Origin of the sequence: Hymenobacter sedentarius, assembly GCF_001507645.1 — a bacterium.
GTDB lineage: Bacteria > Bacteroidota > Bacteroidia > Cytophagales > Hymenobacteraceae > Hymenobacter > Hymenobacter sedentarius.
Genome location: NZ_CP013909.1, coordinates 1,672,444 through 1,687,367 on the forward strand (window position 1 = coordinate 1,672,444; position 14,924 = coordinate 1,687,367).

General features: G+C 63.1%; 15 protein-coding genes. 5 read left to right on the top strand and 10 right to left on the bottom strand.

The genetic code is table 11. From position 1 onward, the window contains the following. Positions 1–181 precede the first annotated feature (181 nt). Both AUC43_RS06885 and AUC43_RS06890 read right to left on the bottom strand, forming a co-directional pair. On the bottom strand, positions 182–604 hold the full coding sequence (locus AUC43_RS06885; protein ID WP_068191328.1) for a molybdenum cofactor biosynthesis protein MoaE: 423 nt from the start codon (positions 602–604) through the stop codon (positions 182–184). 86 nt (positions 605–690) lie between these two features. Beyond that, complete coding sequence (locus AUC43_RS06890) at positions 691–933, bottom strand: MoaD/ThiS family protein (RefSeq protein WP_068191330.1); 243 nt, start codon at positions 931–933, stop codon at positions 691–693. A 178-nt stretch (positions 934–1,111) separates the two neighbouring features. On the opposite strand from AUC43_RS06890, the gene moaA reads away from it, so the two are divergent. Together moaA and AUC43_RS06900 are read left to right on the top strand one after the other, a co-directional pair. Continuing rightward, the gene (moaA, locus tag AUC43_RS06895; protein WP_068191333.1) at positions 1,112–2,116 is read left to right on the top strand and encodes a GTP 3',8-cyclase MoaA; all 1,005 of its coding nucleotides are present in this window, start codon (positions 1,112–1,114) and stop codon (positions 2,114–2,116) included. A gap of 61 nt (positions 2,117–2,177) precedes the next feature. After that, entirely contained in the window at positions 2,178–2,969 is a 792-nt protein-coding gene (locus AUC43_RS06900) for an alpha/beta hydrolase (RefSeq protein ID WP_068191335.1), read from the top strand. A gap of 13 nt (positions 2,970–2,982) precedes the next feature. On the opposite strand, the gene AUC43_RS06905 is transcribed toward AUC43_RS06900, so the two are convergent. Further along, the gene (locus AUC43_RS06905; RefSeq protein ID WP_068191337.1) at positions 2,983–3,366 is read right to left on the bottom strand and encodes a nuclear transport factor 2 family protein; all 384 of its coding nucleotides are present in this window, start codon (positions 3,364–3,366) and stop codon (positions 2,983–2,985) included. Positions 3,367–3,519: 153 nt separating this feature from the next. On the opposite strand from AUC43_RS06905, the gene AUC43_RS06910 reads away from it, so the two are divergent. The 3 genes from AUC43_RS06910 to AUC43_RS06920 all read left to right on the top strand — a co-directional run bounded on the left by AUC43_RS06910 (position 3,520) and on the right by AUC43_RS06920 (position 6,078). Next, the gene (locus AUC43_RS06910) at positions 3,520–4,680 is read left to right on the top strand and encodes an MFS transporter (protein ID WP_068191339.1); all 1,161 of its coding nucleotides are present in this window, start codon (positions 3,520–3,522) and stop codon (positions 4,678–4,680) included. A 224-nt stretch (positions 4,681–4,904) separates the two neighbouring features. After that, positions 4,905–5,282: a cupin domain-containing protein gene (locus tag AUC43_RS06915; RefSeq protein WP_068191341.1), complete on the top strand. Its 378-nt coding sequence runs from the start codon at positions 4,905–4,907 to the stop codon at positions 5,280–5,282. A 4-nt stretch (positions 5,283–5,286) separates the two neighbouring features. Further along, positions 5,287–6,078, top strand: a complete 792-nt coding sequence (locus AUC43_RS06920; protein WP_068191343.1) for an SDR family oxidoreductase — start codon at positions 5,287–5,289, stop codon at positions 6,076–6,078. Positions 6,079–6,411: 333 nt separating this feature from the next. Here AUC43_RS06920 and AUC43_RS06925 read toward each other — a convergent pair whose 3' ends face one another. From AUC43_RS06925 to AUC43_RS06955, 7 genes are all read right to left on the bottom strand, one after another. Further along, the gene (locus AUC43_RS06925; protein ID WP_157780971.1) at positions 6,412–7,404 is read right to left on the bottom strand and encodes a MutS-related protein; all 993 of its coding nucleotides are present in this window, start codon (positions 7,402–7,404) and stop codon (positions 6,412–6,414) included. A 194-nt stretch (positions 7,405–7,598) separates the two neighbouring features. Further along, entirely contained in the window at positions 7,599–8,783 is a 1,185-nt protein-coding gene (locus AUC43_RS06930; RefSeq protein WP_068191347.1) for a putative sulfate/molybdate transporter, read from the bottom strand. Between the two features lie 82 nt (positions 8,784–8,865). Beyond that, a complete protein-coding gene (locus AUC43_RS06935) occupies positions 8,866–9,852 on the bottom strand; it encodes an alpha/beta fold hydrolase (protein ID WP_199243509.1) in 987 nt (328 codons plus the stop codon). 216 nt (positions 9,853–10,068) lie between these two features. Continuing rightward, positions 10,069–11,166 carry a tartrate dehydrogenase gene (locus tag AUC43_RS06940; RefSeq protein ID WP_068191349.1) on the bottom strand — a complete coding sequence of 366 codons (1,098 nt, stop codon included), beginning with the start codon at positions 11,164–11,166 and terminating at the stop codon, positions 10,069–10,071. A gap of 71 nt (positions 11,167–11,237) precedes the next feature. Further along, positions 11,238–12,416, bottom strand: coding sequence for a glycerate kinase (locus AUC43_RS06945; RefSeq protein WP_068191351.1), 1,179 nt, complete (start codon positions 12,414–12,416; stop codon positions 11,238–11,240). Positions 12,417–12,483: 67 nt separating this feature from the next. Continuing rightward, complete coding sequence (locus AUC43_RS06950) at positions 12,484–13,797, bottom strand: cation:dicarboxylate symporter family transporter (protein WP_082684959.1); 1,314 nt, start codon at positions 13,795–13,797, stop codon at positions 12,484–12,486. A 192-nt stretch (positions 13,798–13,989) separates the two neighbouring features. Continuing rightward, positions 13,990–14,895, bottom strand: a complete 906-nt coding sequence (locus AUC43_RS06955; RefSeq protein ID WP_068191353.1) for an AEC family transporter — start codon at positions 14,893–14,895, stop codon at positions 13,990–13,992. Between the last annotated feature and the right edge of the window lie 29 nt (positions 14,896–14,924).

Consider the following 14,924-nt stretch of genomic DNA (forward strand, 5'->3'; position numbering starts at 1 on the left):
ATTTGTCCTACTGACAAAGGAAGCATCTTATCCCCGCTGAACAAGTCATCCGATGGTGATAAAATGCTTGGCTACGCCGACCTTCGGTTCGCTCCACTCAGCATGACAAACGGTTAATGTTTCCATAAAAAAGCCCGGCTTCTCCAGAGAGGCCGGGCTTTTTTGTGTGCAAGTAATTAAGCTACGGGTGGGCGGCCACCCACTCGGTGCCGTCTTCGTACTCCTCGCGCTTCCAGATGGTCACCACTTGCTTAAGCGTGTCGATGATGAACTGGCAGGCAGCGAAGCTTTCGGCGCGGTGCGGCGTGGCCACGGCCACCACCACGGCCACGTCGCCGAGTTCTAACGTGCCTTTGCGGTGCACCACGGCCACTTCTTGCAGCATCGGCCACTTTTCGTAAGCCTGGGCTACCACGTGGCCGAGCTGGGTCAGGGCCATGCTGTCGTAGGACTCGTAGTGCAGGCGGCGCACCGGGCGCCCGCCCGACTGGTTGCGCACCGTGCCCACGAAGGCGTTCACGGCCCCGGCGGTGTCGGTTTGCACGGCGGCCAGGGCGGCGGCCACGTCAATGGGCTGGTCGGTAATGGCGAGGTAGGGCGTCATACGTAGCGCGGACTTTTAGTCCGCGAGTGGATGCTATAAAATCGTGCAGAGGGAATTACCCGCACGGACTAAAAATCCGCGCTATATCACCCCCCGGCAACGGGCGGAATTAGGGCAATTTCGTCGACGGTGTGGAGCGGGTGGTCGTTGTCGGCGTATTCGTGGTTTACGGCCACGGCGCAGCTGCGCAGCTCGCCCAGCGCGGGGTATTGCCGGCGCATTTCTTCCAGCAGTTCGCCCACCGTGGTGGGTGCCGGCGCCGGCAGCTCAATGACGGACGTGCCCACGATGTCGCGGGTGATGCCGTATAAGGTGACTTTTAAAGACATATCTTCGACATAAATTTTCGATAATCCCCGGTTACTAGCGGGTGCGGGCCCAACCCGCATGATAGGCCTTGAACACCTTGCGGGTGCCGGGGGTTTAGCGCTTGACGGCCGTCTTACGTACAGCCGCACAAAATTGGTCATAAACGTGCAGCCTACACTTTCTCTTCCGGCCACTCCCGTGGTTTCTCCCCTCTACGACCAGCACGGCCGGCCGCTGGAATACCTGCGCTTGGCCGTGACGGACCGCTGCAACCTGCGCTGCTTCTACTGCATGCCCGAAGAAGGCATCAAGTACATGCCCAAGCACGAGCTGCTGAGCTACGAGGAAATGCTGCGCCTAACCGGCCTGCTGGCCACGCTGGGCGTGCGCAAAGTGCGCCTGACCGGCGGCGAGCCCTTCGTGCGGCGCGACCTGGTGCCCTTCATGGAGCGCCTGGCCCAGCTGCCCGGCATCGACGACATCAGCCTGACCACCAACGGCGTGCTCACCGCGCCCCACGTGCCCGCCCTGGCCCGCCTGGGCGTGAAAGCCGTGAATCTCAGCCTTGATACCCTGGACCGCGCCCGCTTCGCCAGCATCACGCGGCGCGACGAGCTGCCCAAGGTGATGGAAACCTTCTACGCCCTGCTCGACGCCGGCATCCAGGTGAAAATCAACGCCGTGGTAATGGACGGGCAGAACATCGACGACCTGGTTCCGCTGGCCGACCTCAGCCGCGCCCTGCCCGTCGACGTGCGTTTCATCGAGGAAATGCCCTTCAACGGCGGCAGCCACGAGGCCGGGCCGGCATCGCTGCCGTGGAACCACGTGCGCATCCGCCAGCACCTGGAAGCTCATTTTGGGGAGCTTACGCCGGTTCCCATGCCCGCCGGAGCCACGGCTTCCGACTATTCTATTGCCGGCCACCAGGGCCGCGTGGGCATCATTGCGGCGTATTCGCGCACCTTCTGCGGCACCTGCAACCGCCTGCGCCTCACGGCCGAAGGCGGCATCAAAACCTGCCTCTACGACCAGGGCGTGCTCGACGTGCGCGCCCTGCTGCGCGGCGGCAAAGACGACGAGCAGATTGTGGCCGCCCTGGCCGCCGCCTTCCGCTTCCGGGCCGCCAATGGCTTCGAAGCCGAGCGCCAGCGGCCGCTGCACCAGCTCAGCTTCGAAAGCATGGCCACTATCGGCGGCTAAGACTTGTGTTGATCTGCTTTCGTAATGGCTTCAGCTCAATTTGGGCGTTAGCGTCTTGCCAATGAAAGCGGTACTGATGATTGTAGGCATTGGGCTGGTGCTGTATGTGGCGCTGGCCTGCTTGCTTTATTTCAGGCAGGAAAGCCTGCTGTTCTTCCCCACGCGCCTGCCAGCCGACTACCAGTTTCATTTCCCCGGCAAGTTTGAGGAGCGCTGGGTGACCACCGCCGACGGTACCCGCCTGCACGGCCTCTTGTTTGGGGCACCCCATTCCAAAGGCCTTATTTTCTACCTGCACGGCAACGGCGGCGCCCTCGATAGCTGGGGCCGCGCCGCCGAAACCTACACCCGTCTGCACTACGACGTGTTCATGCTCGACTACCGGGGCTACGGCAAAAGCGGCGGCAAAATCACGAGCCAAGCCCAGCTCTTGGCCGATGTGGACGTCGCCTACCAGCAAATGCTGACGCATTACCCCGAAAGCCAGACCGTGATTCTGGGCTACTCCGTGGGTACGGGCCCGGCCACGCGGCTGGCCGCGCGGCATCATCCCAAGCTGTTGATTCTGCAGGCGCCCTACTTCAGTTTGCGCGACTTGGCCAAGCGGCTGTTTCCCTTCGTGCCGGGCTTCCTGGTGCGCTACCCGCTGCCCACCAACGAGCTGATTGGGCAAGTGAAGTCGCCCATCGTGCTGTTTCACGGCGACCAGGACGAGGTGATTTACTTCGAGTCGTCGCTCAAGCTCAAGGCCTTGCTCAAACCGTCGGACAAACTCATTGTGCTGCGCGGCGAAGGCCACAACGGCATCACCGACAATCCGGTGTATCGGCAGGAGCTGGCCAAGCTGCTGTGAGCTACGCGCTGCATCAGAACATGCCATTTTCGTTCTGGGCTATTTCGGGCACTTCCTGCAGCACGTCCCAGTGCTCCACGATTTTGCCATTGGCATCGAACCGAAAAATGTCCATGCCGGCGTAGTCGTGGCCGCCGGGCCAGGTCTGGTGGCAGTGCAATACCACCAAGTCGTTTTCGGCCACGGCGCGCACCACGCGCATGTGCTTGCCGGGGTACTCGGCCTGCATGCGCAGGAAATACGTGAGGAAGCCCAGCTTGCCATCCTTCACGTGCGGGTTGTGCTGAATGTACTCGTCGCCCACGTAGCGCTCCAGCGCCTCGGCCGGCTGGCAGTCGTTGAACATCAGCTCGTAGAAGGCAATGGCGTTCTGCTTGTTGCGGTCCTGTGGGGTCATGGTTTCGGAGCGGGAACGTTTGTTGGAAGTGGGCCACGGCTTTTGCCAAAAAAGCAACTACTGCGCGCCGGCCGGCGTTGGGGGAGCTTGTAATTTGCTAAAAAATAGTGTGAGAAGGCCCCAGCCCAGCGCTCGGGCCGAGGAGGTATACTTATGATTTCATTGACTACAACGGCCCCGCCCATTTCCCGAAAAGCCCACCGGTTGGCGGTGGGCGCTTTGTTTTTTCTGTTAGGCCTGTGCTTTGCCAGCTGGGCCTCGCGCATTCCGAGCGTGCAGCAGCGCATGGGCATTTCGGAAGCACAGTTGGGCCTGCTGCTGCTGGCGCTGCCCATTGGGCAGCTGCTGTCGTTGCCCCTCACCGGGTGGCTGGTGGCCAAGGAGGGCAGCCGCAAGGTGGTGCTCTGGGGCGTGGGGCTGTACGCAACGGCACTGCTGGGCCTGGGCTGGGCCAGCAGCCTCTACCAGCTGCTGCCGTGCCTGGTGCTGTTTGGGGTGGGCGGCAACCTGACCAATATCTCGGTGAACACCCAGGCCGTGGGCGTGGAGCGGCTCTACAAGCACAAGCCCATTATGGCCTCGTTTCACGGGCTGTGGAGCCTGGCGGGGTTTGCGGCCGCCGCGGTGGGTTCGTTCATGATTGGCCACGCCATCACGCCAGGCTGGCATTTCGTGCTCATTGCCTTGTTTATCATGGCCGGTCTGGCGGTGAGCGCCGGCTACACCGTGCGCGAGGATACCGGCGTCGACCCCAACCAGCCCATTTTCGTGAAGCCCGACAAGGAGCTCCTGGGCCTGGGCGCCATTGCCTTTTGCGCCCTCATCTGCGAAGGGGCCATGTTCGACTGGAGCGGGGTGTATTTCAAAAAGGTCATTCAGGCCGATAAGGCCTGGGTGGGAGCGGGCTACACGGCCTTCATGAGCACCATGGCCCTGGGCCGCTTCGGGGCCGACTGGCTGGCCGCGCGCCTCGGAGCCAAGCGCGTGATTCAGCTCAGCGGCCTGCTCACGGCCACGGGCCTGCTGATTGCGGTGCTGCTGCCCACGCTGGTCACGGCCATGCTGGGCTTTCTGCTGGTGGGCTTTGGCACGTCGTCGGTGGTGCCGCTGGTGTACAGCGCGGCCGGACGCTCCAAGCACATGTCGGCCGGCATGGCGCTGGCCTCAGTTTCGACCATTGGCTTCCTGGGCTTTTTGCTAGGGCCGCCGGTTATCGGGCTAGTGGCCGGGGCCACGAGCCTGCGCGTGTCGTTTGCTTTAATTGCCTTTATGGGGCTGTGCGTATCGGCCGTAGCAACGCGGGTGCGGGTGTAGCTTGCTGCCTAGAAAACAGAATATCATGCTGAGCGCAGCGAACCGAAGGTCGGCGCAGCCGAAGCATCTCGACCGCGCAACTAATCCCAACAATTGAGCTACTATTGAGGTAAAGATGCTTGGCTATGCCGACCTTCGGTTCGCTGCGCTCAGCATGACGTTCTTGAGCGTAAACACACTCTACAAGCCAACTACAACCCCAATCAAAGCCCACTCAAAACTCCATGGAAGTAACTCAATCCGTCACCAAATACACCTGGGACGACATGCCGAAAGAGCAGTTGTCGGACCAGTTATCCCGCCGCCTCATCACGGGCAATGACATGATGCTGGCTCACGTTTACCTCAAAAAAGGCTGCGTTGTGCCCCTGCATCACCATATCAACGAGCAGATAACCTACATTCTGGAAGGCGCCTTGCGCTTTCATATTGGGTCCGAAGACGGCGAGGAAGTCATCGTGCGGGCGGGCGAGGTGCTGCACATTCCGTCTAACGTGCCGCACACGGCCGAGGCGCTGGAAGACACGCTCGACGTGGATATTTTCAGCCCTCCGCGCCAGGACTGGTTGGATAAATCCGACGATTACCTGCGCCAGAAGTAGCCCTATGGACCTCGGATTGCAAGGAAAAGTAGCCCTGGTGGCAGCCGCCAGCAAGGGCCTGGGCCGCGCCGTGGCCGGAGAACTGGCCGCCGAAGGCGCCTCGCTGGTGCTGTGCGCCCGCGGCGAAGAAGCCCTTCAGGAAACCTGCGCCGCCATCACGGCTGCCACGGGCGTGCCCGTGCTGGGCGTGGCCGCCGACGTGGCCAACCCGGCCGATGTCGCCCGCGTGGTGCAAGCCGCCATGGAGCGGTTTGGGCGCGTCGATATTCTGGTAACGAACGCCGGCGGACCGCCCGCCGGCACCTTCGACACGCTGACCCGCGAAATGTGGGAATCGGCCACGCACTTGCTGCTCACGAGCGTGGTGGAGCTCACGCGCGCCGTGCTGCCCGGCATGAAGGAGCGCGGCTGGGGCCGCATTTTGAACGTGACGTCCATCGCCGCGAAGCAGCCGGTGGATAACCTGCTGCTCTCGAACAGCCTGCGCGCCGCCGTAACCGGCATGGCCCGCACCCTGGCCAACGAAGTGGCACCATTCGGCGTCACGGTCAACAACATCTTGCCCGGCTACACCCGCACCGAGCGGGTGGTGAACCTGGCCGACGCCGTGGCTGCGCGCGATGGCATCTCGGCCGCCGACGCCACGGCCCGCTGGGAAGCCGAAATTCCCATGCGGCGCCTGGGCGAGCCCCGCGAATTCGCAGCACTGGCCGCGTTCCTGTGTTCGGAGCGGGCCAGCTACATCACCGGCAGCTCCATTGCCGTAGATGGCGGCTGGATTCGCTCGCTGCTGTAGCTATAGGAGAGTAGTGGATAGAAGCCAAACCAATAAAAGAACGTCATGCTCATCTGGCGTCCGCGCAGTCGAAGCATCACCGATTCATTAACTCAAACAGGAGCTTCTAAGCGCGTTGACCAACTACCCTTGCTCTAGCAAATCGGGTAATCCTGCTTCATTAAATAGAATTCGACCGATTTTCAGCCGTGACCAGCCGCGTTTGAGTTGGTAGGGAAAGAAGGGTGTGCCATCGGTCAGAACGCAATCGATGTGGTAACTGTCCACGGCCGTTTGAGTATTGTCGGCGACGTGGTGCTCCAGCTGGCTAAGGTGGGTTGAGATGAAGAAAACTCAATTTGGAAAGCGCGCCAGGCCGTTGATGGTAGCACGGGTAATGTCGAGCGCGTCATCTGGGTTGGTGCCGCGAAACAGCTCGTCAAAAACAGCAAAGCATTTTTGGGAGCCGGAGGCATTCTCGAGCACCGTTTTTAGGTGCAGCAGCTCGGTCATGAAGTGACTATAGCCGCTGCGCAGATTGTCGTTGAGGTTGATGGACACGGCAATGGTGTCGAAAAAAGGCAGTACGCACGTCGTGGCCGGCACGACGAAACCCAGGTGTGCCAAGTAAACGTACAAGCCCAGCGCCTTTAGCAGCGTTGATTTACCGGCCATGTTGGGTCCCGTGAGCAAGAACACGGTTTCGTTCTCGGGCTGCTGAAAGGTGTTCCGTACTGGATTGCCTATTGCCGGATGATAGAGCCCGTCTACCGCAAAGGCGGATTTGTGGAAAGTCGGCGTGCAAAAAGAGTGTTTCAACGTTGCTTTCGTAATCGACCAGTAGGCCTCAAACAGGAACAGAAATTCCCAAAAGGCCTGAATCTCTGCGGCCGGTATGGACCCGAGGGTGCAGGTGAGCTGCACGGTTTGCGTCACGGAAAAGGTATTTTCCCGGATGCTCTCAGCGTACAGTCTCAGGTTGAAGCCTTCTAAAAAAAGCCTTGCTGACGCCAGCTGCAAAGCAAATGATTCTGGGAAATCAGTAGGCTTAATTTGTCGGAAATACCGCTCGTGCAAGCTGCTAAATAACAGCACCAGCTGAATCAGTGATGCTTGCGTGCGGTGCTTGTGCTCTTCTGACCAGAAGTAGCCCAGCCGCGCACTTATAGGGTCAGATTTTAGCAGCGTCCGGCCACTTTTCAAATCGCCTAGAAAGGCCTGTGTTTCGCGCTGGTATAGGGTCGAATAAGAGAATTCCCCCACCACAGTCCAGTTTCGGCGAAATCCTTGCAGGATGCGCTGACGCTCCAGAATGGATGTTGCTGAGCCGGGCGGCTGTCGAAACAAGCATAGCAGGGCAGCTTCGCCCTGCTCGGTGTGCGTGGAGTTGAAAAGGGGTAGTACGTCGGCCTCAATGTTCAGGTCCTAGACGAGCAGCATGGCTAAGTGAAAAAGGTCAGCCGTTGGGGCGTGGACGCCAACACTGCATAATACTGAAGATTACAAAACGCCAATCATTCCCTTAATCCAACTGGAGAAGTTTACTTCCCCAACTCAACCCAGCCGCGCTTAATGGCATAGTACAGCGCCGTGCCGACCACCAGCCCCACCAGGTAGCCGTAGGGCAGCCCGGCGCAGAGCAGCCCCACCAGCAGCGCCACCAGCAAATCGGTGCGGCTGCCGCTGATGTCGCGTAGCAAGGCAGCCAGCGTCAGGGCTTCGAACAACAGCAGCACGCCCAGAATTGGGAGCGGAAATATCTGCACCACCTGCTGAAAACCCTGACTGAAAAACAGCCCCAGTACCAGAAATAGGCACCCGTACAGCACCACCGAGCCGCCCGTGCGCGCCCCAAACGCGTAGTGCCCCACCATACCGCCCGAGCCGTGGCACACCGGAAAGCCGCCCAGAAACGGATTCACCAGGTTCATGAGCGAGTAGGTAAAGCTGATTTGCCGTACGGTGAGGCCGCGCTCCGGGAAATAGTCGGCCGCAATCTGGCGGGTGGCCAGCACCGAGTTGCCCAACGACAGCGGAATCTGAGGCAGCGCGAGCAGCAAAGCTCCCGTGATGATGTCAGCCCGCTCGGGTAGGTGCCAGGTGGGCAGGTGCAAGCCAATGGCCCGCTGGGCCGTGGCCAGGTCCAGTTTGAACACCAGGGCGTAGCCCACGCCCAGGGCAATGACGAGCAGGGCGGCCGGCCAGCGGCGATTGCCCAGCAAGGCCACGATGATGAGAAAAGCCACGGCCGCCAGCGCGTAGCCCGCCAGGCCATCGGCCGCCACGTACTGTTTCAGGGCCAGCGTGGCCAGCTGCAGCGCCAGCCCAAACTGAATGCCGCGCACCACGGGCTTGGGCACCAGCCGCGCCAGCGCATCAATCAGCCCGGTTATCGACAGCAAAAACATGCTGACCCCAATGGCCAGCCCCCCGCCGAAAATGACCCGGCCGGGAATCTTCTGGGCAATAACCAGCGCCGCAAACGCCTTGAGCGGCTGCACCGGCATGGGCATGCGGTACCACAGGCCGGAGAATACCTGCATCAGCCCAAACAGGATGAGTACCCCGGCGCTATCCACGCCCGAGGCGGCAATGACGCCGATGAGCAGCGGCAGGTCCGTGCCAAGGTCGCCAAACGCCCCGGCCAGTTCGTTGCGGTCGAACCGGAGGGACGGGCGGGCGGGAGCGGGGCAGGGCTCGGCTTGGGTCAGGGTTGAAGGTTCCACAGCAGCAAAGGTCGGGCGGGAAAATCAGCTGTGCCAGGCGCGCTCCTAAATCGCCGGCGGTCGTTCCGCACTGGCGGCCGGCTCAATCCCGAAAAAAGGCCTGGAAATGGGCCAGCACCGCTTCGGGGTGCTCCTCGGGCAGGAAGTGGCCGCAATCCAGGGCTTCGCCCGACACGGTGATGGCCTTGGCCTGCCAGGTGGCAAGTACGTTCCAGAGGCGGGCCACCGTGCCCCGGGCGCCCCACAGGACCAGCAGCGGGGCCGTCACGCGGTGCCCGGCGGCGGCGTCGGCCCGGTCGTATTCGAGGTCAATGCTGGCGGCGGCGCGGTAGTCCTCGCACACGGCGTGAATGGTGGCCCGGCAGCCGTAGCAGCGCAGGTACTCCTGCAGGGCGTCGGGCGCGATGGCGTCGGGCGTTTTGTTCTGCACAGCGAGGTGATGCTGCAGGTAATAGGCCGGGTCGAAACCAATCTGGTTCTCGGGCACGGGGAAGGGTTGAATCTGAAAAAACCACCACACGTAGCGCGTCGCAAATTCCTGGCTGGTGTCGTCGTACATGGTCAGGGTGGGGGCGATGTCGAGCACACACGCTTTGCGCACGGCGCCGGGGTGGTCGAGGCACAGGCGGTGCGCCACACGCCCGCCCCGGTCGTGCCCGGCCACAAAAAAGGTGTCGAAGCCGAAGTGGGCCATCACCTCCACCTGGTCCTGGGCCATGCTGCGGAAGGAATAAGGGCCGTGGTCGGGGCTGCTGGCCGGCTTGCTCGAATCGCCGTAGCCGCGCAAGTCGGGCAGCACCACCGTGTAGTCGCGCGCCAGCTTGCCGGCAATCTTGTGCCACATCACGTGGGTTTCAGGGTGTCCGTGCAACAGCAGCAGTGGGGGCCCGCTGCCGCCCCGCAGCACGTGGATGGTGGCCCCCGCCGTAGCCACGGCATGCACCGTGAAACCCGGAAAAAAGTGCGCTTCCACGCCCGGCGGCATCGGGGCCGGCAGTTCGGGTAGCTGCGCGTACCCCGGCGAGGTGGGCGATACGGCCGGCGTGCGGTCGGGGTAATGGGGGTTCATGGCGGGTGATGAGGTTTGGCGTTTGCGGCCGATGATAATTGGTAAAACCAAACCTTCTACTGATAATAATAAGCCCGTCATGCTGAGTTTGCCGAAGCATCTCTACTGCTCCGCATGACAGACCGATTAGAGAAGCTTGCCAACAAAGCGGGCGAGATGCCGAGATGCTTCGACTGCGCTCAGCATGACAGGCAGTTTACAGTTCAGCATACCCGTCTATCGGCCTTTTGCGAAAACTGGCTCCGTTTCCAGCGCCCGGCACACGGCCTCGGTCATGTCGGTGGTGGAACTGGTGCCGCCTAGGTCGCGGGTGCGCACGCGCTGCTCGCGCAGCACCGTCTCGATGGCGTGCATAAGGCGCGCGGCCAGCTCGGTTTCGCCCAGAAACTCCAGCAGCAGCTGCACCGACCAGATGCTGGCAATGGGGTTGGCCACGTTCCTGCCCACCAAATCGAAGGCCGAGCCGTGAATGGCCTGAAACAGGCTGGGGTAGCGCCGCTCGGGGTTGAGGTTGGCGCTGGGGGCCAGCCCCATGCTGCCCGTGAGCGCCGCCCCCAGGTCGGTGAGGATGTCGCCGAACAGGTTGGAGGCCACGAACACGTCCACCGTTTCCGGCTGGCTCACCATGCGGGCCGTCATCGAGTCCACCAGCTGCTGGTCAGAGGCCTGGGCGGGATATCCGGTGGCTACTTCCTGAAAAATATCGTCCCAGAACACCATGTTGTGCTGCATGCTGTTCGACTTCGTCACGTTGGTCACCAGCCGGCGACCGTGCTGCCGGGCGTAGTCGAAGGCAAAGCGCATGACGCGCTCTGTGCCCGTGCGGGTGAACACAATGGACTGCAGGGCCACCTCCTGGGGCCGCTGCCGGTGTACCCGGCCTCCCACGCCGGCGTACTCGCCTTCCGAGTTTTCGCGAATGCACACCATGTCGATGGGGTGCCCCGCGGGGTTGCGCAGGGGCGAGGCCACGCCATCGAGCTGGCGCATGGGCCGCAGGTTCACGTACTGGTCGAAGCCCTGGCGAATGGGCAGCAGCAGGCCCCACAGCGTCACGTGGTCGGGGATGGTGCGGCTGCCCACTGGCCCCATCAGGATGGCCTCGAACCCACCTTTTTCCAGCTGCCGCAGCCCGTCGGCCGGCATCATGGCCCCGGTTCTTTCGTAGTGATCCGAGCCCCAGCCATACTCTCGCGTCTCGAAGCGCACACCGCCGTGCAGCTGCTCCAGCTTCCGGAGCACCTGCCGGCTGGCCGCAATGACTTCTGGGCCGATGCCGTCGGCGGGGAAAACCGCGAGGTGATAGTTTTTCATGAGAATGGAGTAAGCCGAGGTTGATTTTTGGTTGAGGACTTTACTACCGAACGGTCATGCTTCGACTGCGCTCAGCATGCCCGTTCAGTTATGTCAAAAGAAGGCGGTTTGAGGCGAATGCCGCCGTGCGCCAGCAGCCGGCCCAGCAGCGCACCCTGGGTTTCGAGCAGGGCCGGGGTGCGGCGCAGGGCCTCGGCTAGCGGCATGGGCTCGGTAAGGATGGAGGTGGCGTAGAGCACGTTCGGAGCGGCGAGTACGGCGTCGGCGTCCAGCAGGGCGCCGCACACCAGCATCACGGGCACCGCGTGGTGGGCGGCCCGCGCCAGCAGCCGGCCCAGCAGCTTGCCCTGCCAGGTTTGGGCATCGACGCGGCCCTCGCCGGTGATGAGCAGGTCGGCGGCTTGCTGCAGCTGGTCGGCCCCGCTCAGCTCCAGTACCCAGTCGGCGGCTGAGTCGATGCGGGCCCGCAGGAAGGCGGCCGCCCCGCCAGCGATGCCCCCGCCGGCCCCGCTGCCCGGCAGCTGCTGCACCGCCAGCCCGAAAGTGGCCTGGAGCACGTCGGCGAAGGCGCGCAGGCCCGCGTCGAGGTGGGCAATGGCGGCGGCATCGGCTCCTTTTTGCGCGGCAAATACGTGGGCCGCGCCGGTAGGCCCAAAGAACGGATTGGTCACGTCTGTCACCACGCGGTAGGTAGCGGCGGCCAACCGCGGGTGCACCCGCGCGGCGTCGATGCGGTGCACGCGGGCGAGGTGCTCGCCGGTGGGCAGCACGGTGTGCCCGTTTTTGTCGAGAAACCGGTAGCCCAGGGCCGTGCCCAGGCCCAGGCCGGCGTCGTTGGTGGCGCTGCCGCCCACCGTGAGCACAAGGTGGCGGGCGCCGCGGTCGAGGGCGTGGGCCAGCAACTCGCCGGTGCCCAGCGTGGTGGTGCGGGTGGCGTTGCGCTCGGTGGCGGCCAGCTGCTCCAGGCCCGAAGCGCGGGCCATCTCCACCACTGCCGTGGCCGTGTCGGGCAGCCAGAGGTACTCGGCGCGGAGGGGCCGGAACAGCGGGTCGTGCACTTCAACTCCCACGAATTCGCCGCCGAGCACAGCGGCCAGCGTTTCGAGGGTGCCCTCGCCGCCATCGGCCAGGGGCAGCAGGTGGCAGTGGGCCGCCGGAAAAGTCCGCTGCAAACCGCGCCGCAGGTGCTCGCACACCAGCGGCGCGGCCAGGGCATCCTTGAACGAGTCGGGCGCAATGAGAATGTTCACGGGCGGGGCGATGGGGCTGCGGGTGGGGCCAGCGCAAGGGATAAAAAAGCCGACGGCCGCACGTCCTCTATTTCTTGTTCTTCAGCAGGCGGGCTGTTTCGCTGGCCTGCTCGGCCACTTGGCCCAGGTACTCGCCGCTGGTGAGGTCTTTGCGGAAGCGCAGCGGCTTCATGCGCTTGCCCAGAGCCTCCACTACCCGCTCGTGGTCGAGGGCTCCTTCGTTGTGGGCCAGGAAAATGGTGGCCACGCCGTTGCCGATGAAGTTGGTGATGGAGCGCGCCTCCGACATGAACCGGTCGACGCCCAGCAGCAGGGCCAGGCCCTCCACCGGAATCACTTTCATGGCCGTGAGCGTGCTGGCCAGCACCACAAAGCCGCTGCCCGCCACCCCGGCCGCGCCCTTGCTGGTCACCATCAGGATGCCCATCATGGTCAAAATCTGCGCCGCCGAAAGGTCGATGTGGAACACCTGGGCTAGAAACAGGGTGGCCAGCGAGAGGTAAATGGTGGTGCCGTCGAGGTTGAAGGAGTAGCCCGTGGGCACCACCAGCCCCACCACCGGCTGGGCGCAGCCCATGCGCTCGAGCTTTTCCATGAGCCCCGGCAAGCCGGCCTCCGACGAAGACGTGCCCAGCACAATCAGTAGCTCGGCCTTGATGTATTTCAGAAACGACCACATGCCCACGCGGCAGTAGCGTAGAATGCCGCCCAGGATGAGGAAGATGAACACGGCCATCGTCATATACACCGTAATCATGAGCTTGCCCAGGGGCAGCAGCGTGGCGATGCCGTACTTGCCGATGGTGAAGGCCATGCCGCCAAACGCCCCGATGGGCGCCAGCAGCATCACCCAGTGCAGCCCCCGAAACACATACTTCGAGGTCTCTTTCAGGAAGTGAATAATCGGTCGGCGGCCCGCGTACTTGCTGAGCACGATGCCCAGGATGATGGCCACAATGAGCACCTGCAACGTGAGGTTGTCGGCCAGGAAGTGGCCCCACGAAAACTCGCCGGCCCGCTTCGTGAACTCGCCCACCTTGTCGGTGCTGAGCTTGCCCACAGCCACGCCGTCGCCGGGGCGCACCACCGCCGCCACGGCCACCCCGATGAATAGCGCCAGCGTGGTCACAATCTCGAAGTAGAGCAGTGCCTTGCCCCCGATGCGTCCCACCTTCTTCAAGTCGCCCATGGTGCTGATGCCGAGCGTGATGGTGAGAAAAATAATGGGGTTGATAAATAGCTTCACCACCTCGATGAAGCGCTTGCCCAAAAACTCCATCTTCACGGCGGTGGCGGGCTGGAAATGCCCCAGCAGCGCCCCGGCCACAATGGACAGCAATACCCAAAGCGTGAGGTTACGGGTGATTTTTTTTAGTTTCATACTAGCGGAGGTGGATAGGGTATTCGTCGGAATAAAAGTTGAAAGAACGTCAGTAGAAGAACGTCATGCTGAGCTTGTCGAAGCATCTCGCTTGCATCGCTGCAACGATTGAGTTACTACCACACGCGAGATGCTTCGACTGCGCGGACGCCAGATAAGCATGACGTTCTTTCACTGCTCACTGCTCACTGCTCACTGCAGCCACCAGCCCAGCAGGGCCAGCAGCGGGAGCGAGAGCGGGATGCCCAGGCCCACCATCTGGGCGGCCAGGGGCGGGTCAAGGCCGTAGCGGTCGGCGATGACGGCCGCCGTGTTCATGGGGCCGATGGTGGCGCCCAGCAGGCAGAGGCTCACCGTGGGGCCGTGCTGCCGGGCCAGGCCCACGTACACCGCCGCCACCACCACCGGGGCCAGCAGCAGCTTGTAGCCCAGGCCGAGGGCCAGCAGCCGGCCCCGGCCGTGCGGCACGGCAAACTGCAGCTGCAGGCCCACCGAGAGCAGCGCAACCACCGGAAACGGCGCGCTGAGCTTTTCCAGCACGCCACGCACCAGCGCGGGGTGCCGGTAGCCCACCGCATGGGCCGCCAGCGCCGCCACAAAAGCCAGAAACGGCGGGAACCGCAACACTCGCGCCCCCACGCCCCGCCACGACGGCGCGGCCGCCCCGTACCACGAGGCCACCACCACGCCCAGCGTCACACTAATCAGAATCGAGCCGGCCAGGCTCATCACCAAACCCAGTTCCAGCCCCAGCTTGCCATACAGCATCTCGAAAATAGGGAACCCCACAAACGAGATGCTGCTGATGCCGCCGGTGAGAATGAGGGCACCCACCGTGCCCCGCTCCAGCCCCATCCGGCGCCCCGCGGCCGCGAAAAACACCCAGCCCGCCCCAAAAATCAGCCAAGGCATGAGCACCGGCAGCACAAACCGCTGGTCGAATCGCGCCTCGGCCAGGTGCAGGAACGTGAGCGCCGGCAGCAGCAGTACAATGATGAGCTGGTTGAGCACACCCGCCGCGCCGGGCGGCACCAGCTGCCAGCGTCGCAGCGCCGCCCCCGCCCCCAGGCACACCAGCAGCAGGACGAGGTTGGTCATGGGCAGAGGCGGGATTCTGGTAAAACGCC

Excerpts from the sequence above, each read along its gene's own strand:
- AUC43_RS06885 (WP_068191328.1), bottom strand. The coding sequence starts at position 604 with ATGACGCCCTACCTCGCCATTACCGACCAGCCCATTGACGTGGCCGCC.
- AUC43_RS06890 (WP_068191330.1), bottom strand. The coding sequence starts at position 933 with ATGTCTTTAAAAGTCACCTTATACGGCATCACCCGCGACATCGTGGGC.
- AUC43_RS06900 (WP_068191335.1), top strand. The coding sequence starts at position 2,178 with ATGAAAGCGGTACTGATGATTGTAGGCATTGGGCTGGTGCTGTATGTG.
- AUC43_RS06905 (WP_068191337.1), bottom strand. The coding sequence starts at position 3,366 with ATGACCCCACAGGACCGCAACAAGCAGAACGCCATTGCCTTCTACGAG.
- AUC43_RS06910 (WP_068191339.1), top strand. The coding sequence starts at position 3,520 with ATGATTTCATTGACTACAACGGCCCCGCCCATTTCCCGAAAAGCCCAC.
- AUC43_RS06915 (WP_068191341.1), top strand. The coding sequence starts at position 4,905 with ATGGAAGTAACTCAATCCGTCACCAAATACACCTGGGACGACATGCCG.
- AUC43_RS06920 (WP_068191343.1), top strand. The coding sequence starts at position 5,287 with ATGGACCTCGGATTGCAAGGAAAAGTAGCCCTGGTGGCAGCCGCCAGC.
- AUC43_RS06935 (WP_199243509.1), bottom strand. The coding sequence starts at position 9,852 with ATGAACCCCCATTACCCCGACCGCACGCCGGCCGTATCGCCCACCTCG.
- AUC43_RS06940 (WP_068191349.1), bottom strand. The coding sequence starts at position 11,166 with ATGAAAAACTATCACCTCGCGGTTTTCCCCGCCGACGGCATCGGCCCA.
- AUC43_RS06950 (WP_082684959.1), bottom strand. The coding sequence starts at position 13,797 with ATGAAACTAAAAAAAATCACCCGTAACCTCACGCTTTGGGTATTGCTG.
- AUC43_RS06955 (WP_068191353.1), bottom strand. The coding sequence starts at position 14,895 with ATGACCAACCTCGTCCTGCTGCTGGTGTGCCTGGGGGCGGGGGCGGCG.